The sequence below is a fragment of the Halobacteriovorax sp. JY17 genome, from assembly GCF_002753895.1.
GTDB lineage: Bacteria > Bdellovibrionota > Bacteriovoracia > Bacteriovoracales > Bacteriovoracaceae > Halobacteriovorax.
Window position 1 is genome coordinate 83362 of the sequence record NZ_NJER01000002.1, and the last position, 19925, is coordinate 103286.

General features: G+C 35.5%; 18 protein-coding genes. 14 read left to right on the top strand and 4 right to left on the bottom strand.

The features are described 5' to 3' along the window. Positions 1-5: 5 nt before the first annotated feature. From mtnP to ftsZ, 14 genes are all read left to right on the top strand, one after another. Entirely contained in the window at positions 6-854 is an 849-nt protein-coding gene (gene mtnP, locus CES88_RS08775) for an S-methyl-5'-thioadenosine phosphorylase (RefSeq protein ID WP_290733453.1), read from the top strand. Next, a complete protein-coding gene (rsmH, locus tag CES88_RS08780; RefSeq protein WP_290733455.1) occupies positions 854-1831 on the top strand; it encodes a 16S rRNA (cytosine(1402)-N(4))-methyltransferase RsmH in 978 nt (325 codons plus the stop codon). Before mtnP ends, rsmH begins: the two co-directional genes overlap by 1 nt. A gap of 64 nt (positions 1832-1895) precedes the next feature. After that, positions 1896-2234, top strand: coding sequence for a hypothetical protein (locus CES88_RS08785; protein WP_290733457.1), 339 nt, complete (start codon positions 1896-1898; stop codon positions 2232-2234). Positions 2235-2236: 2 nt separating this feature from the next. Continuing rightward, positions 2237-4156: a penicillin-binding transpeptidase domain-containing protein gene (locus tag CES88_RS08790; protein ID WP_290733458.1), complete on the top strand. Its 1920-nt coding sequence runs from the start codon at positions 2237-2239 to the stop codon at positions 4154-4156. Beyond that, complete coding sequence (locus CES88_RS08795) at positions 4149-5534, top strand: UDP-N-acetylmuramoyl-L-alanyl-D-glutamate--2,6-diaminopimelate ligase (protein WP_290733460.1); 1386 nt, start codon at positions 4149-4151, stop codon at positions 5532-5534. The genes CES88_RS08790 and CES88_RS08795 overlap by 8 nt, the downstream gene beginning before the upstream one ends. Further along, on the top strand, positions 5527-6897 hold the full coding sequence (murF, locus tag CES88_RS08800; protein ID WP_290733462.1) for a UDP-N-acetylmuramoyl-tripeptide--D-alanyl-D-alanine ligase: 1371 nt from the start codon (positions 5527-5529) through the stop codon (positions 6895-6897). Before CES88_RS08795 ends, murF begins: the two co-directional genes overlap by 8 nt. Positions 6898-6925: 28 nt before the next feature. After that, positions 6926-8002, top strand: coding sequence for a phospho-N-acetylmuramoyl-pentapeptide-transferase (gene mraY / locus CES88_RS08805; RefSeq protein ID WP_290733464.1), 1077 nt, complete (start codon positions 6926-6928; stop codon positions 8000-8002). A gap of 4 nt (positions 8003-8006) precedes the next feature. Continuing rightward, positions 8007-9389 carry a UDP-N-acetylmuramoyl-L-alanine--D-glutamate ligase gene (murD, locus tag CES88_RS08810; protein ID WP_290733466.1) on the top strand — a complete coding sequence of 461 codons (1383 nt, stop codon included), beginning with the start codon at positions 8007-8009 and terminating at the stop codon, positions 9387-9389. Between the two features lie 73 nt (positions 9390-9462). Further along, positions 9463-10647, top strand: a complete 1185-nt coding sequence (gene ftsW, locus CES88_RS08815; RefSeq protein WP_290733468.1) for a putative lipid II flippase FtsW — start codon at positions 9463-9465, stop codon at positions 10645-10647. 38 nt (positions 10648-10685) lie between these two features. After that, complete coding sequence (gene murC / locus CES88_RS08820; RefSeq protein WP_290733470.1) at positions 10686-12056, top strand: UDP-N-acetylmuramate--L-alanine ligase; 1371 nt, start codon at positions 10686-10688, stop codon at positions 12054-12056. After that, entirely contained in the window at positions 12056-12952 is an 897-nt protein-coding gene (gene murB / locus CES88_RS08825; protein WP_290733472.1) for a UDP-N-acetylmuramate dehydrogenase, read from the top strand. Before murC ends, murB begins: the two co-directional genes overlap by 1 nt. A gap of 8 nt (positions 12953-12960) precedes the next feature. Further along, a complete protein-coding gene (locus CES88_RS08830) occupies positions 12961-13740 on the top strand; it encodes a cell division protein FtsQ/DivIB (RefSeq protein ID WP_290733474.1) in 780 nt (259 codons plus the stop codon). A gap of 76 nt (positions 13741-13816) precedes the next feature. Beyond that, the gene (gene ftsA / locus CES88_RS08835; protein WP_290733476.1) at positions 13817-15052 is read left to right on the top strand and encodes a cell division protein FtsA; all 1236 of its coding nucleotides are present in this window, start codon (positions 13817-13819) and stop codon (positions 15050-15052) included. A 22-nt stretch (positions 15053-15074) separates the two neighbouring features. Beyond that, entirely contained in the window at positions 15075-16565 is a 1491-nt protein-coding gene (gene ftsZ, locus CES88_RS08840; protein WP_365993069.1) for a cell division protein FtsZ, read from the top strand. A 64-nt stretch (positions 16566-16629) separates the two neighbouring features. Here ftsZ and CES88_RS08845 read toward each other — a convergent pair whose 3' ends face one another. From CES88_RS08845 to udk, 4 genes are read right to left on the bottom strand one after another with little or no spacing between them, the layout of a single operon-like run. Further along, positions 16630-17028, bottom strand: coding sequence for a hypothetical protein (locus CES88_RS08845; protein WP_290733480.1), 399 nt, complete (start codon positions 17026-17028; stop codon positions 16630-16632). Further along, positions 17018-17581, bottom strand: a complete 564-nt coding sequence (locus CES88_RS08850; protein ID WP_290733482.1) for a hypothetical protein — start codon at positions 17579-17581, stop codon at positions 17018-17020. Before CES88_RS08850 ends, CES88_RS08845 begins: the two co-directional genes overlap by 11 nt. Before the next feature lie 18 nt (positions 17582-17599). Beyond that, positions 17600-19228 (bottom strand): ribonuclease J, encoded by a 1629-nt coding sequence (locus CES88_RS08855; protein ID WP_290733484.1) that lies wholly within the window; start codon positions 19226-19228, stop codon positions 17600-17602. Then, entirely contained in the window at positions 19221-19907 is a 687-nt protein-coding gene (gene udk / locus CES88_RS08860; RefSeq protein WP_290733486.1) for a uridine kinase, read from the bottom strand. Before udk ends, CES88_RS08855 begins: the two co-directional genes overlap by 8 nt. Positions 19908-19925: the final 18 nt, after the last annotated feature.

The window sequence follows — 19925 nt, forward strand, 5'->3', positions numbered from 1 at the left end:
GAATAATGGCCAGTAAAGCAATTGGAATCATTGGTGGAAGTGGAGTTTACAATATTGAAGGTATTGAAATTATACAAGAGCATTATATTGAAACACCTTTCGGAGAGCCTTCGGATAGAATAATTGAAGCTAAAATTGATGGAATATTATTTTATTTTTTACCGCGTCACGGGCGGAATCATCACGTTCTCCCTCATGAAGTTAATTATTGCGCCAATGTCTATGCGCTAAAAACTATGGGCGTTGAGTATTTAATTTCTGTCTCTGCAGTTGGATCGTTGAAAGAGGAGTGCCCTCCGACAATGATGGTTCTTCCTGATCAATTTATTGATTGGACTAAAGGTGGAAGAAGAAGAACGTTCTTTGGGGAAGGCATTGTAGGCCATGTGTCGACAGCCTGCCCGATTGAAACTAACTTACAAAAATTATTAGCAGACTCTTGTAAAGAAGCAGGCGCTGATCATAAAGTTGGAGGAAGCTATATTTGTATCGAGGGACCTCAGTTTTCATCAAAGGCGGAATCTAATATTTATAGAAGCTTTGGAGCAACGGTTATTGGTATGACAAACGTTCCAGAGGCTTACCTGGCTAAAGAAGCTGGTATGGCCTATGCCACATTAGCTATGGTTACGGATTATGATTGCTGGAGAGAAGAGGAGCACTGCTCTGTTGAAGAAATTTTAAAAGTTATGAAAACAAATAATCAGACGGCGCAGAAAATTATCAAATCAGCACTTAAGAGATTAGATGAGAATAGATTTGATTTTGTAAAAGAAAATACTTTTGCAATAATGACCCCTGATGATGCGATGAACTCTAAGCAAAAAGAAATTTGCAAAGTACTTAAGGCGTAATGACGTATAAAAAGCACTACTCAGTATTGAATAAAGAAGTTGTGGATATTCTCAGTGAAAACTGTGAACAACTTGAAAATATAAACTTTGCAGACATGACTTTTGGAGCTGGAGGGCACACGTTCGCACTCGCAACTGAGGTTAATAAGTGTCGTGTCTATAGTGTTGATCAAGATCCCGATGCTCTCAAAAATGGTCTGAAAAATATTGAAGAGTTAAATCTAAAAGAATATGTTTTTTTAAACGATATGAACTTTGAAGAGTTTCCAGAATTTATTAAAGATAAGCACCCAGACTTAAAATTCAATGGAATTATTGCAGACCTTGGAGTTTCTAGTCATCATTTTGATGAAGGTGAAAGAGGATTCTCTTTTAGGTTTGATGCTCCTCTCGATATGCGCATGGACTCTGATAACGATGAAGTAGAGACAGCTGCTTATATAATTAACAATTATTCGAAAGAAGACTTAGAAAATATATTTTTTCGTTATGGAGAAGAGAAATTTACACATCGAATTGTTAAGAGCATTTTAGAGAAAAGAGAAATTGCCCCTATAGAAACCACTAAACAACTAGAGCAGTTGATAATAGATTGCTATCCAAAGAAGTTACAATTTGGAAAAACTAATCCAGCAACAAAATGTTTTCAGGCCTTAAGAATTAAAGTTAATAAAGAATTAGATGTTTTAGAGAGAGTAATTCCCGGTCTTATAAATTTACTTGATGAAAATGGTCGCTTGGCAATAATCACATTTCACTCGTTAGAAGATAGAATTGTAAAAAATCTCTTTAAAGACGCTCTGCAGGGAGATATTCCTTATGAGTTATACAATAAGAAGCCGATCGTCCCATCTCATGGGGAGTTAGAGGAAAATCCTCGCTCTAGAAGTGCAAAGCTAAGAGTGATTTGTAAAATAAAAGAGAAAAAATCAAAGAATAAGTATGCACAATTTTCAAAAATAGGTGAAAATAGATAGAGGGGCATGATGCTCCAGAAATATAATAGTTGTTTTATTAAGCAGGAAGCTTAGGAGACAGCAGATGGCTGCTAAAAAAAGAAAATCTAAATCAAGATCTAAGAACAGTATTAAGAACTCTGTTTCAGATTCTTTCAAAAAAGTATTTCTAAGTTCACAAGGTTTACCTATCATGCTGACATTGTCGGTTCTTGGTGTGCTATTTGTCCTTTTTAGAATGAAAGGTATTGAGCTAAATTATAAAATTACAAATATGAATAAAGATATAGAAAAAGTAGCACTTGAAAGTAAAGAGCTAAGAGCAAAGAAAGCACGTCTTCTCTCTGTTAAAAATTTAAGATCAATTGCACATAAGTATGAACTTAAACAACCGAAACAAAATCAGGTGATAGTAATTCCTTAATTATGGAAAGTAGTAAAACGAAAATTAAAATTTCTTTCTTTGTTTTTCTAGGGTTGTTTTCAGCAATTCTTGTAAAAGCATTTATTGTCCAAGTGGTAGACAAGGATCTGCTACTCTCAAAAGCCAAGAAGCAATTCTTTAGGGAGAGAACCACTTATCCTAAAAGAGGAAATATCTTAGATCGTAATGGAAATCCATTAGCGATCAACGTTCAAACCTATAGTATTTTTACAATACCAAAGAATTTAAAAGGTGATTATTCGACCTATAAGAAAGTCTCAAAAATAGTACCTAGCCTTACCTATGACAAAATTCTTTCAATAATTAAAAAGAGAAAAAAGTTTACATTCTTAGCGAGAAAAATCGAATTATCATCTGATCAAGTTCAAGAGCTAAAAGAACTTAAAGGTGTTCACATTGAGGCCGTTGCCAAAAGATATTATCCAAACCATGAACTTTCGAGTCAGACAATTGGGTTTGTAGGTATTGATAACGTAGGGCTTTCTGGAATTGAATATGCTTTTGATGAGCAATTAAGAGGAAAGCCAAAAATTACAAAATATGTAATCGATAGAAAAGGGCGTCCAATAAAATTTGAAAGTACGCAAGTTGGTAGTGGAGCTAAAGATATAGTTCTTTCAATTGATAAGGACCTTCAATCTATAGCAGAAAAAGCATTAAAAGATGCAGTTGAAGAATTTGGAGCGATTAGGGGTGGTTTTGGAGTTATGAATGCGGAGACTGGTGAAGTTCTTGCAATGGGTAATTACCCAAACTTTGATCCAAATATTCCACATAAATCACCTTCAAAGAATAAGAAACTCGCTTTTATTACTGATCCATTTGAGCCAGGTTCAACATTTAAGGCCTTAACAATTGCTTCTGCTCTAGAACATAAAGTTGCAAGACCAGATACGAATTACTACTGCGAGCAAGGAAAGCTTAGAGTTGAGGGGCATACAATAAGTGAAGCGGAAGCGAAGAAGAAGTTTGAATGGCTTTCTGTGACTGAAATTCTTCAACATTCTTCAAATGTGGGAACAACTAAAATTGCCTTTGACTTAACGTATCCAAAATTAAAAGAAACTTTAAAGAAGTTTAAGATTGGAGAAAAAACGGGAATTGAACTTGCCGGTGAGTCGAGAGGAATTTTCAATGATGAAGAAAATGTATCACCTTTAAGTTTGAGTAATATTAGTTTTGGTCAAGGTGTTGCAACGACAGGTATTCAAATGCTTTCTGCATACTCTGCAATTAGTAACGGTGGTTATTATATAAAACCAACAATCTTAAAAAGAGAGAAATCTGAAATTTCTGAAGAAGATAAGACGCAAATAATAGACTTCCAAACGTCTAGAGAATTAAAAGAAATGCTAGTTCAAGCAGTTGAAGATGGAACAGGCGGAAGAGCTAGAATTCCATACTTTACTATTGCAGGTAAAACATCTACAGCTCAAAGGTCTGATCAACAAGGTGGATATAGTGGTTATATTCCAGGCTTTCTAGGTTTTCCGATTGGGACAAAGGATAAGTTTACAGTTTACGTCTATGTAGATAAGCCGGAGAAGGGAAAGTCTTATTACGGTGGAACAGTTGCTGGACCTGTTTTTAAGAAAATTGCACAGTATATCCTTTATAAAGATAGAAACCTCGGAAACTTAACAGTTAAAAAGAAATTTAATACAACAAGCTCTTTTGATACTGTTCGTATTAAACACTCTTCAACTCGTATCATTAAAGGTGGAGTTCCAAACTTTGAAGGCCTAGATAAGAAGTCAGCAAGTCGATTGGCGAAGAAGTTAGGTCTGAGAATTATTCATAATGGTATTGGAGTGGTATCTTCTCAAATCCCAGATGTAGGTGTAAAAGTTGAAGGTGAAACTTTAGTAAGACTTTATTACAAACCACCGAGCTATGAATAATTTAGATATAAGTAACCTTTTAAAACCTTTCTTAGAAAATGAAATCATTTCTCTTGAATCTACAATCATAGATGCGACAACAAATTTACAGTCGGCCTCAGATGATTCTATATGCTTCTATCATATAGGAGATACTTCTGATGCTAAGACACTCTTTCTCGAAAGATTAAAGAAAACAAAATGTAGAAACTTAATTCTTTCTAAGAATATAGAAGTTGAAGACGCGAATATTTGGGTTATCGGTCATGAAAATTTTTTAAGTGCACAAGAAGAAATTGCAAATCATCTCTTCCCTAATGAGAATAAAATAAAGATTGCCGGTATTACAGGAACTAACGGAAAGACAACGGTTAGCTTTCTCGCGATGCAGATGTCAAGTTTACTGGGAAGTCCCGCTATTTCAATTGGAACAATTGGAATCAGATCTTTAGAAAAAACTTTAGAAGAAGATATACTAAGCACAACTCCAAGTTATCTTGAACTTAGAAAAATTATTCATAAGTATCAAGATACGTACAAGTATATATTTATGGAAGTGAGCTCTCATGCATTAGCACAAAAAAGACTTTCAAGTATAGAGTTGGAGTTTTCAGCGTGGACTAGCTTTTCTCAGGATCATCTTGATTACCATAAGAATTATCAAGATTACTTTAATGCGAAATTGAAGATTCTTGATAGCACAAAGAATAAAGAGATTACTATCCCCTCAACAGAGGTAGACTTGCGAGAGAAGTTAGCAGACGCAGGGGTTGTTGTTGACTTAGTATCACCTCTCTTTGATGAAAGCATTGATATTGGATTTAGGGCCAGCTATAATCAAGCAAATTTAGCGGTTGCAAAGAGACTTGTAGAAAGAATCACGAATAAAAAAGTAAGTGAAAATATTCTTAGAAAGCTGACTCTTCCTGCTGGAAGATTTGAATCCATTTCATATGGAGATCATATTATTATTATTGATTACGCACATACTCCAGATGCCCTAGATAATATTTGCAGTACAATTAAAACTGACTTCTCTGACTTTAACTTAAGAGTTGTCTTTGGTTGTGGTGGGGATAGGGATAGACTTAAACGTCCTCTGATGGGACAAGCGGTTTCAAAGTATGCAGACAGTATCATCGTAACTTCTGATAATCCTCGAAGTGAAGTGCCTAGTGAAATTATTGATAATATTGTCCCAGGAATTAGCGTTGAATTTAAAAGAGAAGATGATAGAAGAAAGGCCATAGGTCTTTCGCTATCGGATTTAGCGAGTAAAACAGTTGTTCTTATTGCAGGTAAAGGGCATGAAGAGTATCAAGACGTGAAGGGTGAGAAACATCATTTTTCAGATAGAGAAGAAGTCTTAAAGTTTATCAGTGAGAGAGAAAATGTTTGATTTAAAGTTATTAAATATATTTGATGATGAAATGTCTCTCTCTTCAAAAAGTGTAAAGTTGTCTACCGACTCAAGAAGTTACTCTGGTGAAGAAGTCTTCTTCTGTTTAAGTGGTGAAAGCTTTGATGGATTTAATTTTGTGGAGCCTATTCTTGGAAAAGGTTGTGAAGTTATAGTCTTTAAAAATTCAGAAGAAAACCTATTCAAAATGGAAGAAATGTCAGAACGTTATGATGATATAGTTTTTATTGGCGTAGACTCCCCTCTCTTATCGTTACAAGAATTGGCGAATGCAAGAATTAAAGAGTTTAAAAGTAATGATGGATTTGTTTTTGGAATTACTGGATCAAATGGAAAAACAACAACTAAAGAAATGCTTACAAACTTACTTACGGCTACCTTTGGAGATGAAGTTCATGCGACAAAAGGAAACTTTAACAATCATATTGGAGTTCCTTTAACGATTTTAGCCGCGCCTGAAAACTGTAAGTATATGGTTGTAGAAATGGGTTCTAATCATTTAGGTGAAATAGGAACTCTATGCAAAATTGCTGAACCTGAGTTTGGAATAATTTCAAGCGTTGGTGCAGCTCATATTGGATTATTTGGTAGTATTGAAAATATTTTTAATGAAAAGAAATCTTTGTATGATTTTGTTTTGAAAAATGAAACTGATAGATCAAAATTTGTAATTAATAGTGATGACCAAAATCTCTCTAGAATTCCTTCAAATCAGAAACTAATTAAATTTGGGACAAATGGAGAAGTTAAAACACAATTTTTAAAAGAAGAAGTAAGAGTAGGAGATTCACTAACTCTTAGAAATAAGAATATACAAGAAAAGTATAATTTGAATAATTTAATAAGTGCGCTTCTTCTTTGTGTGAATATATTTCCAAATCAAACAGAAGACTTTTTAGGTGCGGCAAATGAATATACAATTCCAGCCTTAAATAGATCCGAGTGGATTCAAAAAAATGGTAAATTAATCTTTTTGGATGCCTATAATGCAAATCCTACATCAATGGAAGCTGCGCTAAACTCTTTTATTGAAAACCTTTCTAGGAAGAATATAGCTCTCGAGAAATCTTTATTTATTCTTGGAGATATGAATGAGCTTGGCGACTATACAGAGGTCGAACATAAGAGAATTGGGACAATGTTGAAAAAAGCAGGGGCTAGTCAAGTCGCTTTTGTTGGAAGGTTCTCTGAGTTTTATCAAGAGGGATTCTCAGATGGAGAAGTTTATCCTGAGAAGAGCTTACTTGAAGAATCGTGGCCAAATTTGTCAAAAAAGTGTTACGCAATATTTATTAAGGCCAGTCGGTCTTTACAACTTGAGTCACTAATAGATATAACATAGTTTAGACTCACCTTTTCATGGAAGACTTATGCTCTATCATTTTTTATATCCTCTGAGTCAGGATATTTCAGCTTTTAATATCTTTAGATATATTACGTTTCGTACATTTGCGGCTTTTTTAATTGCGACAATTGTTTCAATTATTTGGGGGCGATTCTTCATTAATTTTATGAAGCGCAAGCAGTTTGGACAAGTTGTTCGAGATGATGGCCCGCAGAGTCATTTAAAGAAAGCTGGAACACCTACAATGGGTGGAGTTCTAATTATTGGAACTATTATGTTGTCGATGGCCTTTTGTGCTAACTTCATGTCGATCCCAGTCTTAACGACTCTTAGCGTAACACTATCCTATTTTGTTCTTGGTTTTTTTGATGATTATTTAAAAGTAATGAAAAAGAACTCTGATGGAATTTCTGCCAAAGGAAAGCTCTTGTGGCAATTTGCAACAGCTTTGATCGCTGGTTACTTCTTAATTTCTAGAGGAGTGATTGATACAAGTCTTTATCTTCCTTTTGTGAAGGGGCCGGTATTAGACCTCGGTTGGTACTATATTCTCTTTATTGGTGTTGTCGTAGTTGGTTCGAGCAACGCCGTGAATCTAACAGATGGATTAGATGGCCTAGCAATTGGTCCAATAATCACCAGTGCTGCTAGTTTGGGGATTATTGCTTATGCGGCAGGTCACAGAGAAATTGCAGGATATCTCTATATTCCCTACGTTGAAGATATTGGCGAATTGATGGTTATTTCTGCGGCCATAATAGGTGCCGGTGTAGGCTTTCTATGGTACAACTCTTATCCAGCGCAAATTTTTATGGGTGATGTTGGTTCGTTGAGTCTTGGGGGAACCCTAGGAATCGTTGCGGTTCTAACGAAGAGTGAAGTCTTATTCGTAATAATTGGTGGAATTTTTGTCATCGAAGCAGTCTCTGTAATCTTACAAGTAGCTTCATACAAAATGAGGAAGAAGAGAATTTTTAAAATGGCTCCAATACATCATCACTTTGAATTAAAGGGATGGCCGGAACCAAAAGTGATAGTAAGATTTTGGATTATTAGTATTTTTCTAGCAATGTTTGCAATAGCAACATTGAAGATGAGGTAAATAGATGGAACGTTTTCAAGGTAAAAAGATCCTCATTGTTGGCATTGGAAAAACAGGCTTTACGCTTATTCATTTTTTCAACAAAGTTGGATGTGACATTAAAGTTACAGACATAAAGCCAATCTTTGATTTAAATAAAGCAGTTAAAAAACTTAAGAAAATTCAACCAGCTCCTCAAATGACTTTTGGAGAGCATAGAGAGGACGACTTCTTAGAAGCGGATGTTATTGTTTATTGTTCAGCAGTAAACCCTGAGCTTCCTCAACTTGAGCTTGCTCGTCAAAACGGAAAAGAAGTTTACTCTGAGTTTGCACTTGGAAATATTCTTTGTAGAAAGCCAATTATTGCAGTCTGTGGAAGCCAAGGTAGAACAACTGTTGCGCATATGATTGGTTATACGCTTAAGCTAGATGGAAAGAATGTCTTTATTGGTGGAACTTCTGAAAGTTCATTCATTGAGTATTCAATGCTTCCAAATAAAGATGAAATTGATTACGTAGTAGTAGAGGTATCTTCTATTCAGATGAGAAAGCTTACAAACTTTCACCCACGACTAGTTGTATTCACTAATATTTCAGAAAACTATCCAGAAAAACATTTTAATTCTGTTGGTGAGTATATTGAGACGAAGCTAAGTATTATTAAAACTCTATCACCAGATGATACTCTTGTTGTTAACTTTGATCAGCTTGCAAATAACACTTTCTTTAGAAATGCGAATTGCCAGACTTATTGGTATTCAAGAAAGTCATTCGTAACGATGGGTGTGATTAATGAGATTCAAGGTACACATTTTCACGATAGAAGAATTCACTCAAATATAAATTATCATTCTGAGTTTAAAGTAAATCAAATGAGAATTGTTGGTCAAAATAATAGAGAGAACTTACTTGCGGCAATCACTGCTTGTAAGGCCCTAGAAGTTTCAGACAAATCTATTCAAACTTGTATTACAAAATTTCCAGGGATCCCTCATAGACTTGAATTCTTAATGGAAAAGAACGGTGTTGATTTTTATAATGATTCAAAAGCTGAAAATATGAAGGACCTTTGTACTTCAATTAAAGCATTTAAGAAGCAGGTTATCCTAATCGCAGGTGGTAAAGATGTCGAAGACTTTGACTTCGAGCCATACGCTTCAGATATTATTGAGCACACTAGAGTTGTTGTTCTAGTTGGTGAGAGTAAAGAAAGAATGAATAGGGCACTTCAAGAGCATACGCAAACTTTTATTGTCGGATCTTTTGAGGAATCAATTCTTCTTGCTTATCAAAAATCAAGAACGGGAGATGTTATACTACTATCTCCTGGGAATGAAGCGTCTGATTTCTTCAGAGACTATGAAGAGCGTGGAAGTTACTTTAAAAAATTAGTATATCAATTATAGAAATTAGGGAGCTTCGGCTCCCTTTTTTTTTATTATCCTTGCACCGAATACAGAACCCCTTTAAAATAAATATATGAACATTGACTTGTCACGGATAGATAAGCTTTCCAAATATTTAAAATTCTCACTTGGTACACTAATTGTTATTGGTGTGATCATGGTCTACTCGGCAAGTTATATGTACGCCAAAGAGAAATTTGGTAACTCAGGTTATTTCTTTATAAAACAATTAATGTTTGTTGCGTTCTCTTTAGGAATTGCTTTTGTTGTTTCAAAAACAAAGTATAAATTCTGGCTAAAGTTTGCCTTACATATAAATTATGCAGCCTGTTTCTTGCTAACATTAACATTTATTCCAGGTTTTAAAACAGTCGTAAAGGGAGCGAATAGATGGCTTCGTGTTGGTGGTTTTACTTTACAGCCTGGTGAATTTGTAAAGTATACAATTATTCTGGTTTCAATTGTGTTCTTTGAAAAATTTCAAGAATTCGATAGAAATAAAAAGATAAATTATAGCGTTTGTATGGGACTTCCCTTTGTTCTTCTCATTTTACAACCAGACTTTGGGACATTCTCAATTTGTTTCTTCGCTATGAGCTTTGTGTGTTTCTTATCTTCTTTCCCTCGTAAATACTTCTATTCAGCCTTTGTTGTAGGTCTTGTTATGGGAGGAGCTGTACTTATCTCTGCCCCATATAGAGTAAAGAGGTTGATGGCCTTTTTAAATCCTTGGGAGAATGCTCAGGGGTCTGGGTTTCAGATTATTCAATCTTGGATTGGTTTTGCAAATGGTGGGTTCTTTGGAACAGGTCCAGGTAATAGTATTGAGAAATTATTCTACTTACCAGAAGCGCACAACGATTTTATTTTTTCAGTTATAGGTGAAGAATTTGGTTTTGTTGGGGTTACAGCACTGGCACTACTTTTTATAAGTATTATCTTCTTTGGTTTTTCTCTCGCAATGAAAGTTAAGTTAAGAGAAGGATCTCTTCTCATGGCCTCTGTAATATTTGTAGTAGGAATTCAAAGTGCTCTAAATATGGGAGTTGTTCTTGGTCTTCTACCAACAAAGGGATTAAATCTTCCATTTATTAGTTATGGTGGCTCGTCTTTGATGAGTAATCTCTTTGGTATAGGTCTATTTTTTGCTGTGTTGCGTTCTTACCGTGAACATACTGGAGGAGTAGCTTCTAGTGCAGGTACAAATTCACATTCAACAAACACATCTAGTTTTCAAAACCTAAGAAATCAGGCATGATCTAACATACCTCGTGAAGAGTTAAAGTTGGAGAAATTATGTTTAATCCTTTAAAGGATATTAAAGTTCATTTTATTGGAATTGGTGGTATCGGCATGAGTGGAATTGCCGAGGTTCTCCTGTCTCTTGGCTATAAAGTTTCTGGTTCTGATATTTCTGAATCTGCAACTGTTGCAAAACTCAGAGGCTTAGGTGCTGAAGTTTTTATTGGTCATAAGTCTGAGAATGTAACAGATGCAACTGTGATGGTTTACTCATCTGCTATTGATGATACTAATCCAGAAGTAATAACGGCAAAAGCGAAACGCTTACCAATAATGAGAAGAGCTGAAATGCTAGCAGAGCTTATGAGGCTTAAGAAAGGTCTCGCAATTGCTGGAACTCATGGAAAAACAACGACAACAAGTTTTCTTGCAACAATTCTACAAGAAAGCAAATATGATCCAACGTATATCATAGGTGGAATTGTAAAAAATCTAGATGGACACGCTAAGGTTGGTAAAGGTGAATTCCTTGTGGCCGAAGCAGATGAATCGGATGGGTCTTTTCTCTTGTTAAACCCAATTATGTCTGTTGTCACAAATATCGATAACGATCACATGGATCACTACGGTGACGAAGCAACACTACTAGAATCTTTTACAGAGTTTATTAATAAAGTTCCATTCTATGGACTAACGGCTCTAAATGCCCATGACGAAAGGTTAATGGCACTTACAAAAGATGTTAAGAAGCCTTGGGTAACTTTTGGTGTTGAAATAAAGGCCGACTTTGAAGCGAGAAATATTTGTTATGACGGAAACTTTGCAACATATGATCTCTTCTATGACGGAAAAAAACAGATAGAAATAAAAATCACAATTCCAGGTAAACATAATATTTTAAATTCTCTAGGAGCAATTGCTCTCGCCTATAATATGGGAGTTCCGTTTAAAGATATTGCCAGTTCAATTATAAAATTTGATGGTGTAGGAAGAAGGTTTCAAACGCTTTTAAAAGAAGATAACTTTGAAATTATAGATGACTATGCCCACCACCCAACAGAGATAGATGTCACTTTGAAAGCGATGAAAGAAACAAGACCTGATAAGAAAATTGTCGTTGTTTTTGAGCCTCATAGATATAGTAGAACTAGAGACTGTTGGGATTCCTTCTTGCATTGTTTTAACTCAGCAGACACAGTTTATATCTCGCCTATATATCCAGCGAGTGAGAAACCAATTACTGGAATTGAAAGTGATCGTCTCATTGCAGATATTAATAAACTTCATCCAGAGTTGGTACAAAAGTTAGATTCTGTTGAGAACATAAGTTCTATAATTGAAAAGTATAGAAAAGAAAATGTAACTTTCGTCACTTTAGGTGCGGGATCAATTGGTCGAATTATTAGAGAGAAAACTAATAACTAATGAATATTGAAGAGAAAATTTCTAATATTGATGGTGCTGAATACGAGTCTAATAAAGATCTGACAAAGTTTAGTACAATGAGGCTCAAGTGTAGAGGTGATCTCATTACTGTGAGAAGTGTTGATGCTCTTAGATCTACCCTAGTGGCATTGACTAGGAATTCGATAAAATATAGAGTTCTCGGAATGGGAGCAAATCAGCTTCTTTCTGAAACGAGTGACATTCCATATATTAAATTGGCGCTACCTTTTGATAAGTCTTATCTTCAAGAAGTTCGCGACCTTTATATACTTCCAGCATCAGTGACATTAAGTGTTCTTTCCTCTCATGCTGTTAAAAATGGCCTAAGAGGATGGGAGTCTTTTACAGGAATTCCTGCCACACTTGGTGGTGCTGTTTTTATGAATGCGGGAACAAACCTAGGTGAAATTGGTCCTTTAATCAAAAGAGTTTTTCTTATTGATAAGAATGGCGAAGAGAGAATTGTCACTATGGATGAGGGGTCATTTAGCTATAGAAAGCAAAATTTTTTAAATGACGGAGATTTTATTTATCAGATTGAAATGAAGCACTTTGGGGTAGATGAAAGTGTTTCTAAACAAATTAAAGAGTACTTAGAACTTCGAAACCGCACTCAGCCCCTTAAAGAGTGGACTTGCGGTTGTGTTTTTAAAAATAACAAAAATAAGAGAACTTGCCTGGCCGGAAAATTTATTGATATAATGGGTCTAAAGGGACTTACTTATAATGGAATGAGGATAAGTCCAAAGCATGCCAACTTTATGGAAAACACAGATTCTTCTTCTCATAAAGATGTCGTAGCTCTAATAAATATAATCAAGGATGAGCTTTTGCTTCAATACGGTGTAGAATTTGAAACAGAAGTAAAACTTTAGGGCAATAAATGATTAAGAGTTCAACTAAATTAAGATTTCTTCTCATCACTCCTGTAATACTACTGCTTGTGTTCATGGTTGAAGAAGGTGTTACGTCTTTAGGGGTTGATAAACGTCAAGAAGTTAAATATAGAACATCCTTTGGCCGTTGTCCTTCTAGAGCGGCGGGAACTTTAACTCTTCAATTAATAAAATCATTTGAAAAAAACAAATCTTTAAAAGATGTTAAAACTAAAATTGTTAAAGATAAGCTAGATGAAAAACATTTCATTTCTTCTTATAAAATTAAGTATGATCCTTTAAAGAAATACCTTCATTTTACCTATGAGTGTCCTGAGCCTTTGATGAAGGTTCAAATCTATAAAGAAGGTGGGCTTGAGTCATACGAAGCGATTCTTGTTGATAATGGAAAATTATTTGATCCAACTTATGAAGTTCTACTCAGAACAGAAGATAAATTAAATTACGATCTTCCTTTCTTGGCCCTCCCGGTTGGAGATATGGATGAGAAAATTCAAAAAGACATTACAACACTTGTTGCAGGCATGCCTCTTAGTTTTAGAAAAAAACTCGCAGAGGTCATTATCAATGATGATAAAGAGCTTACAATAATTCTTTCTCTAAATAATCATCCTTCAAGCGTTTTCATGGGACCTGACGAATGGGCCTTAAAAATGACTAAGTTGGCCAAGATAGTTAACTACATGGAATTAAAGAAGAAAATTCCTGCAATTATAAATCTTACAAATTCAAAAAAAGTTGTTGTCAAGTTTAACGACAAATTCTAAAATTTTCATAACACCCTGTTTTAAAAAACAGGCTTAATCAACGGATTGATTGAAAAACCAGTGAGAAAGGAATCTCATGAACGAAAAAAATATCATAGTCGGCCTAGATGTTGGCACAACAAAAGTTTGCACCATTGTCGGTGTGCAAGGTCCTGATTCAGAATTAGAAATTATTGGAATTGGTACTCATCCTAGTCACGGGTTGAAGAAAGGCTCTGTCGTTAATATTGATAAGACAGTCCGCTCTATTCACAGTTCGCTTGAAGAAGCAAAGCTCATGGCCGGTGTAAATATCAGTAGCGCAACAATTGGAATTGCTGGAAGTCATATTTATAGCTTCAATAGTTCTGGTGTTGTTGCAATTAAGGGAAAAGAAATTACTCCCGCTGATGTTGATAGAGTACTAGAAGCGGCTAAGGCCGTAGTTATTCCTTCTGATAGAGAAGTTCTTCACGTTATTCCTCAAGAGTTTAGAGTTGATAATACTAATGGGATTAAAGATCCTGTTGGGATGTGTGGAGTTCGTCTTGAAGTTCACGTTCATATTGTTACTGGTTCTATTCCGCTTATTCAAAACTTAGTTAAGTGTGTTGAGCAAGCAGGAGTTATTGCCAATAGGGTAACACTTCAACCAATTGCTTCTTCAGAATCTGTTCTCTCTCTTGAAGAAAGAGAGATGGGGGTAATTCTAGTTGATATCGGTGGAGGAACAACTGATATCGCTATTTGGAAAGAGGGAAGTTTAATTCATTCTCAAATTATTCCTGTCGGTGGAAATCATTTTACAAATGACTTGGCAATTGCACTTAAGATTCCTCATGCGGAAGCAGAGAGAATTAAAATAAATCACGGATGTGTTTTAGCGGAGCAATTAAATCAGTCGGCCCATATTACAGCTCAAGGTTTAAGTGGAACCAAACCAAGAGAAGTTCAGTTGAGTTTAATAGCTGATGTTCTTGGAGCAAGAGCAGAAGAGTTATTTCAAATCATAAGAAATATTATTGCTGACAAGAATTTAGGTAATGAGATCACTGGTGGAATTGTTCTAACTGGTGGTGGAGCTCTTATTAAAGGTGTTGCAGAACTTGGTGAGTATATCATTGAGCGTCCAACTAAGATTGGATATCCAGCACCTTTTGGCGGAATGACAAATATAATGCAAAATCCAAAATTTTCTACTGTTCTCGGTCTTTTGATTGAGTCAAATAGAAAGGATCAGGGTGTTGCAGTTGATAATGATAATAACAATCAAATGGATTTGATTGGGAAATTTAGTGATTCCCTAAAGTCCGTTTTTAAAGAAATTTTTTAATTAGGGGGCTCTCATGTTTGAGATGACAGAAGAAAAAACAATCGTAACTGATGGTGCAAAAATTAGAGTAGTTGGTGTTGGTGGCGGCGGATGTAACGCTGTTAATACAATGATTAAGGCCGGTCTTACTGGTGTTGAATACATTGTAGCAAATACTGATCAACAAGCATTAAATGCTAACTTAGCTCCAACAAAAATTCAGCTTGGTGCTGAAATTACTAAAGGTCTTGGAGCAGGTGCGAACCCAGAAGTAGGTCGCAAAGCTGCAATGGATGAGTACGAAAAACTAAGTGAGATTCTTCAAGACTCTGACATGGTTTTCATCACTGCTGGAATGGGTGGTGGAACAGGTACGGGAGCTGCTCCTGTAATTGCAAAATTAGCAAAAGAGCTAGGAGCGCTAACTGTTGGAGTTGTAACGAAGCCATTTCTCTTCGAAGGTAAGAAGAGATTTCGTCAAGCAGACGCAGGTATTCAAGTATTAGAAGAGAATGTAGATTCACTAATAACAATTCCTAATCAAAGACTTCTCTATATGGCAGGAGAGAGTCTATCTCTAGTAGATACTTTTAAGAAGGCCGATGAAGTTCTTTTGAATGCTGTTAGAGGTATTTCAGATCTAATCAATACAACAGGTCATATTAATGCTGACTTTGCCGACGTTAAAACAGTTATGGCAAACAAAGGTCTTGCACTAATGGGTACTGGGCTATGTTCAGGTCCAGATAGAGCGATCAAGGCAGCAACTGAAGCAATTAGTTCTCCTTTACTTGAAGACATCTCAATTAATGGTGCAACTGGAATTATTATCAACATTACTGGTAATGCTTCACTTACAATGCACGAAACAAATGAAGCGGTAACACTTATTATGGAAGCAGCTGATGATGATGCTGAAATCATTTTTGGTACAGTTATCGATGATACTATGGAAGATAATATCAAGATTACTGTTGTTGCAACAGGGCTTGGTGGTCTAGAAAAAGTCGCAGCACTTCCGCAGAATAGAACAGAACAAATGGTCGAAAAGTTAAGGCCAGCTCAAAGACCACAAGAGACACCAAATTCTTGGAGACAAGAAGAGGTAGCTCAAGTGGCGAGAGAAGAAGTTGTTGCAGAAGTTCCGAGACAAACTCAAGAACAAAGCTGGACACAACCCACTCAACATGTTGATACAAGAGAATTTGTAAAATCAACTCCTGTTGAAGAAGTGCAAACTTGGAGAGAGGAAAAATCTTGGAATGAAGAGCCTACACATAGAGCAAGTGAAGAAACTCAACAAGGTACTCTTGCACAGTCAATTAAAGATGCAGCAGCAAGATATGAGACAACAAAGGTTGAACAGCCACAACAAGCGGCTCAACAAAGAAGTCACCAAGAAGCAGCATCAACAAATAGAGCAAAGTCTATTGCTGAAAAACTTGGATTCATTAATTTTGATGAAGATGAGCTAGATACTCCATCATTTCTAAGAAAAGATGAAGGAAACTCACACAAGAACGCAGAATACTAATTGAGTTGCCCCCCAACTCAATAATATTAAGACGTCTATAATTCGTTATAGGCGTCTTTAAAAACTATCCCTTTAAAATTTCAGAAGCTCTAGATGCTAGGTTTTCAATAAAGTCAGGTAGAATAATAATCGTATCTTTTTTAAATTTTTCGGGACACTCAATGAGAAGCTTCGAATTACTATGTTTGATATTTGTAAGTACGAAACGGTGTCCCTTCTCTTGCCAATTCTGCCAACTAAGCGCGTAGTCTGCCCTTGTGAAATCTCCGCTTCCAAAGGGAGTGGATTCCTCTCCGGGGATTAGTTCTGCAATTGATACTACGTGATCAATCTTTACATTCGCACTTAGAAGATCAGCTTCATACTGAAGAATTTTCTTATCATCAAAGGATCTCTTTGGGGCATTGACTTTATTCTTATTCATTATCTCGTCAATGGCATTCTTTAGGTTATCATTTGTCATCTCTTAGATTTCCTTTAAATTCTTCGATTTGTTTGGTGAGAGTGTCACGATCACCTTCTTTTACATGTAGTTGAACGTAAGTTTCAATATGGTCATTTTCAACTTGGATTTTATATTCATTAATAATGTAGCTTGGAACACCTTTGTCCTTCCATAGGTGTTGCTTAAATTTATAAATATAAACACCATGCTCAGGTTCATCGGGAGTAGTTCTTTGATTTGTTATTGGGTGCCAAATATTATCAGCAAAGGTATTGAAATGTTCTGGGCAGAGATTAACCTTATCGATTTGCTTTAAACAATTAACACAAAATTCTTCTTCACAGATAGCGCAAATACCGACGGAGTGTTGATTTTCATGATTTTTACAAATACCAGTCCCTGGAGCACTCACAGGGTCGATAGTTTTTTCTATCGTTTGTTTTTCTGCTTTTGTGTTTTGCCCTTTTAGGTAATTTATAAAAACTAATCCTGCAATTATCGCTAAAACAATAATAAGAACGAGAAGAAGAATGATGATAACCATCAAGGTAATATCTAAGGGTTGATTCATGGATTAATTATAACGGAACTATACGAAGTGGACAATGGTAATAGGTTTGTAGCCAAGAAGGTTTTGCGCGTAACGTCTAACTGCAATCCTTATTTCATCCGCAGTTTTTTCAAGGAGTTTAATTTTTCTTCCAACCAATTCATTACTTAAAAGAGTGTTAAAGTCTTCTCTATTTGAATTAAATGAATTTGGTAGTCCATCAAAACTATATTCAAATTGTACTTTTCTCTTTAGCAAACTATCAGTTTTAATTGAAATAAAAATAGAGCCTGTGGTCGCGAGCTTTCTTCTCCTTGAGATATTCTCTCTTTCAATTTCTATTCCTTTTCCATGAATAAGAATTGGTTGTAGAGGGCTGCATTCTTTAAGAGTTACTTCTAGCTTTGAACTAATACTTAGTTGATCAAAGTTTGAAAGTTGAATCGGATGGGCCTTTGGAAACTCTTTTTTAATAAATTCAATATGCTTCTTAATAAATAGAGATTCGCCATGAATAGGAACTATATAATCTGGCTGAAAATGATTATAAACAGTGAGAAGGTCATTTCTTCCCGGATGTCCTGATACATGAATTAATTCATCTCTGGCAGAAATTATATCTATCCCCTTCTCCGTTATTTCATTTTCTAGAAGAGATATTTTCTTCTCATTTCCAGGAATAGATTTTGAGCTTAAAACAAAGAGGTCTTTCGCCGTTGGTTTAAAATGCGTATCCTCACCTTTTGCAACTCTTCTAAATGTTCCTCTGAAATCACCCTGACACCCACTAAGAAGAACAACAAGCTTTTTCTTGTTGGGGAGAGACGCTTGATCAGTATAAAAATCGGAATCAATCATGAGTCCTCGTTCAACAGCAGACTGAGCGTAACTAATCATTGATCTTCCATAGAGAAGTACTCGTCTCCCCGACTCTTTTGCGGCTTCAATAACAGACATAACTCTATGAACGTTTGAGCTAAAGCATGTAAGATAAATATTATCGTAGTCTTCTTTAAAAATCTTTTTGAAGTTTGGGAGAATCATTCCTTCTGAAGGCGTATTTAAGTTAGTAGAAATAATATTCGTACTATCAGCAAGGATAATTCTTGTTAAACAATCTTTAGAGAGATTGATAAGTTTTTTAAAATCAAATTCCCTTTCGTATGGTGATTGTGAGTCGACCTTAAAATCTGAAACCATAAGTGTACATTGTCTGTTCTTCTTATCTTTAATTAAGAGTCCAAAAGTATCAGGGATGGAGTGATTAACATGTATTGGGTATATATTAAAATCTCTAAACTCTAAAATAGACTCAGACTGATATTCAAATATCTTCTTAGACATTTTTGCATAATCGAGTTTTTTTCTAATAAGTAATGCTGCAAATCTTGGCGCATGAATAGTGATATCGGGAAAACGATCTATCACGTGAATGATCGCACCAATATGATCTTCGTGACCGTGAGTTATAACAAGGTCAGTTGGAGGATCTTGAGCAAGCTCTGATAAATCAGGAATTAGATAATTAATGTCAAAGAAGTCTTCACTAGGAAAGAGAATTCCTGCATCGACTATAATATTAGTATTCTCCCCTATAAATCTCGTCATGTTTGAACCAATTTGGCCAACACCACCGACAGGTTGAATCTCTAATATACTCTTACTCATGATTAATATTTACCTGGTGATTATCAAGGTCAAGCCCTGCCCTGTTAAGTTTTGTTTCAGTTAAACAATACTTTCCAACTTGATAGAGTTCATTAACTTTTGCTGAGAGAATTGAAGCTGCAATATCAGTTTCTTCTCCAATGATGAAGTCAGCATAATCTTTCTGAGGCGCTAGAAACTTGTTATACATTGGTCTTACTGTTTCATAGTATTGGGCAATGACAGATTGTAGAGATCGTCCTCTCTCATTTACGTCTCTATTAATACGTCTTGCAATTCTAATGTCTGCATCAACGTGTAAGAAGCAACGTATGTCTAAGAGTTCTCGGAGTTCTTTATCAAAGATAGAAAAAATTCCTTCAAAAACAATAACATCTGTAGGCTTTAATGTTTTTGTTTTCTCTAAGCGTGATGATGAAACAAAATCATATACTGGAACTTCAATCGAATTACCCTTTTTTAATTCAGTTAGATGAGTTCTTAGTAGTTCCCAGTCAAATGCAGCAGGATGATCATAGTTTGGATTCCCTTTTGCGGTGTAGTGAATTTCTGGTTGCTCATGAAGATAATAAGAGTCCATATGGAGAATAGATATATCTTCAGAGACCATATCGATAAGCTTGTTTGCAAATGTCGTCTTTCCAGAGCCAGAGCCCCCAGAGATACCTATTAGATACACAATTTTTCTCCAATGAAG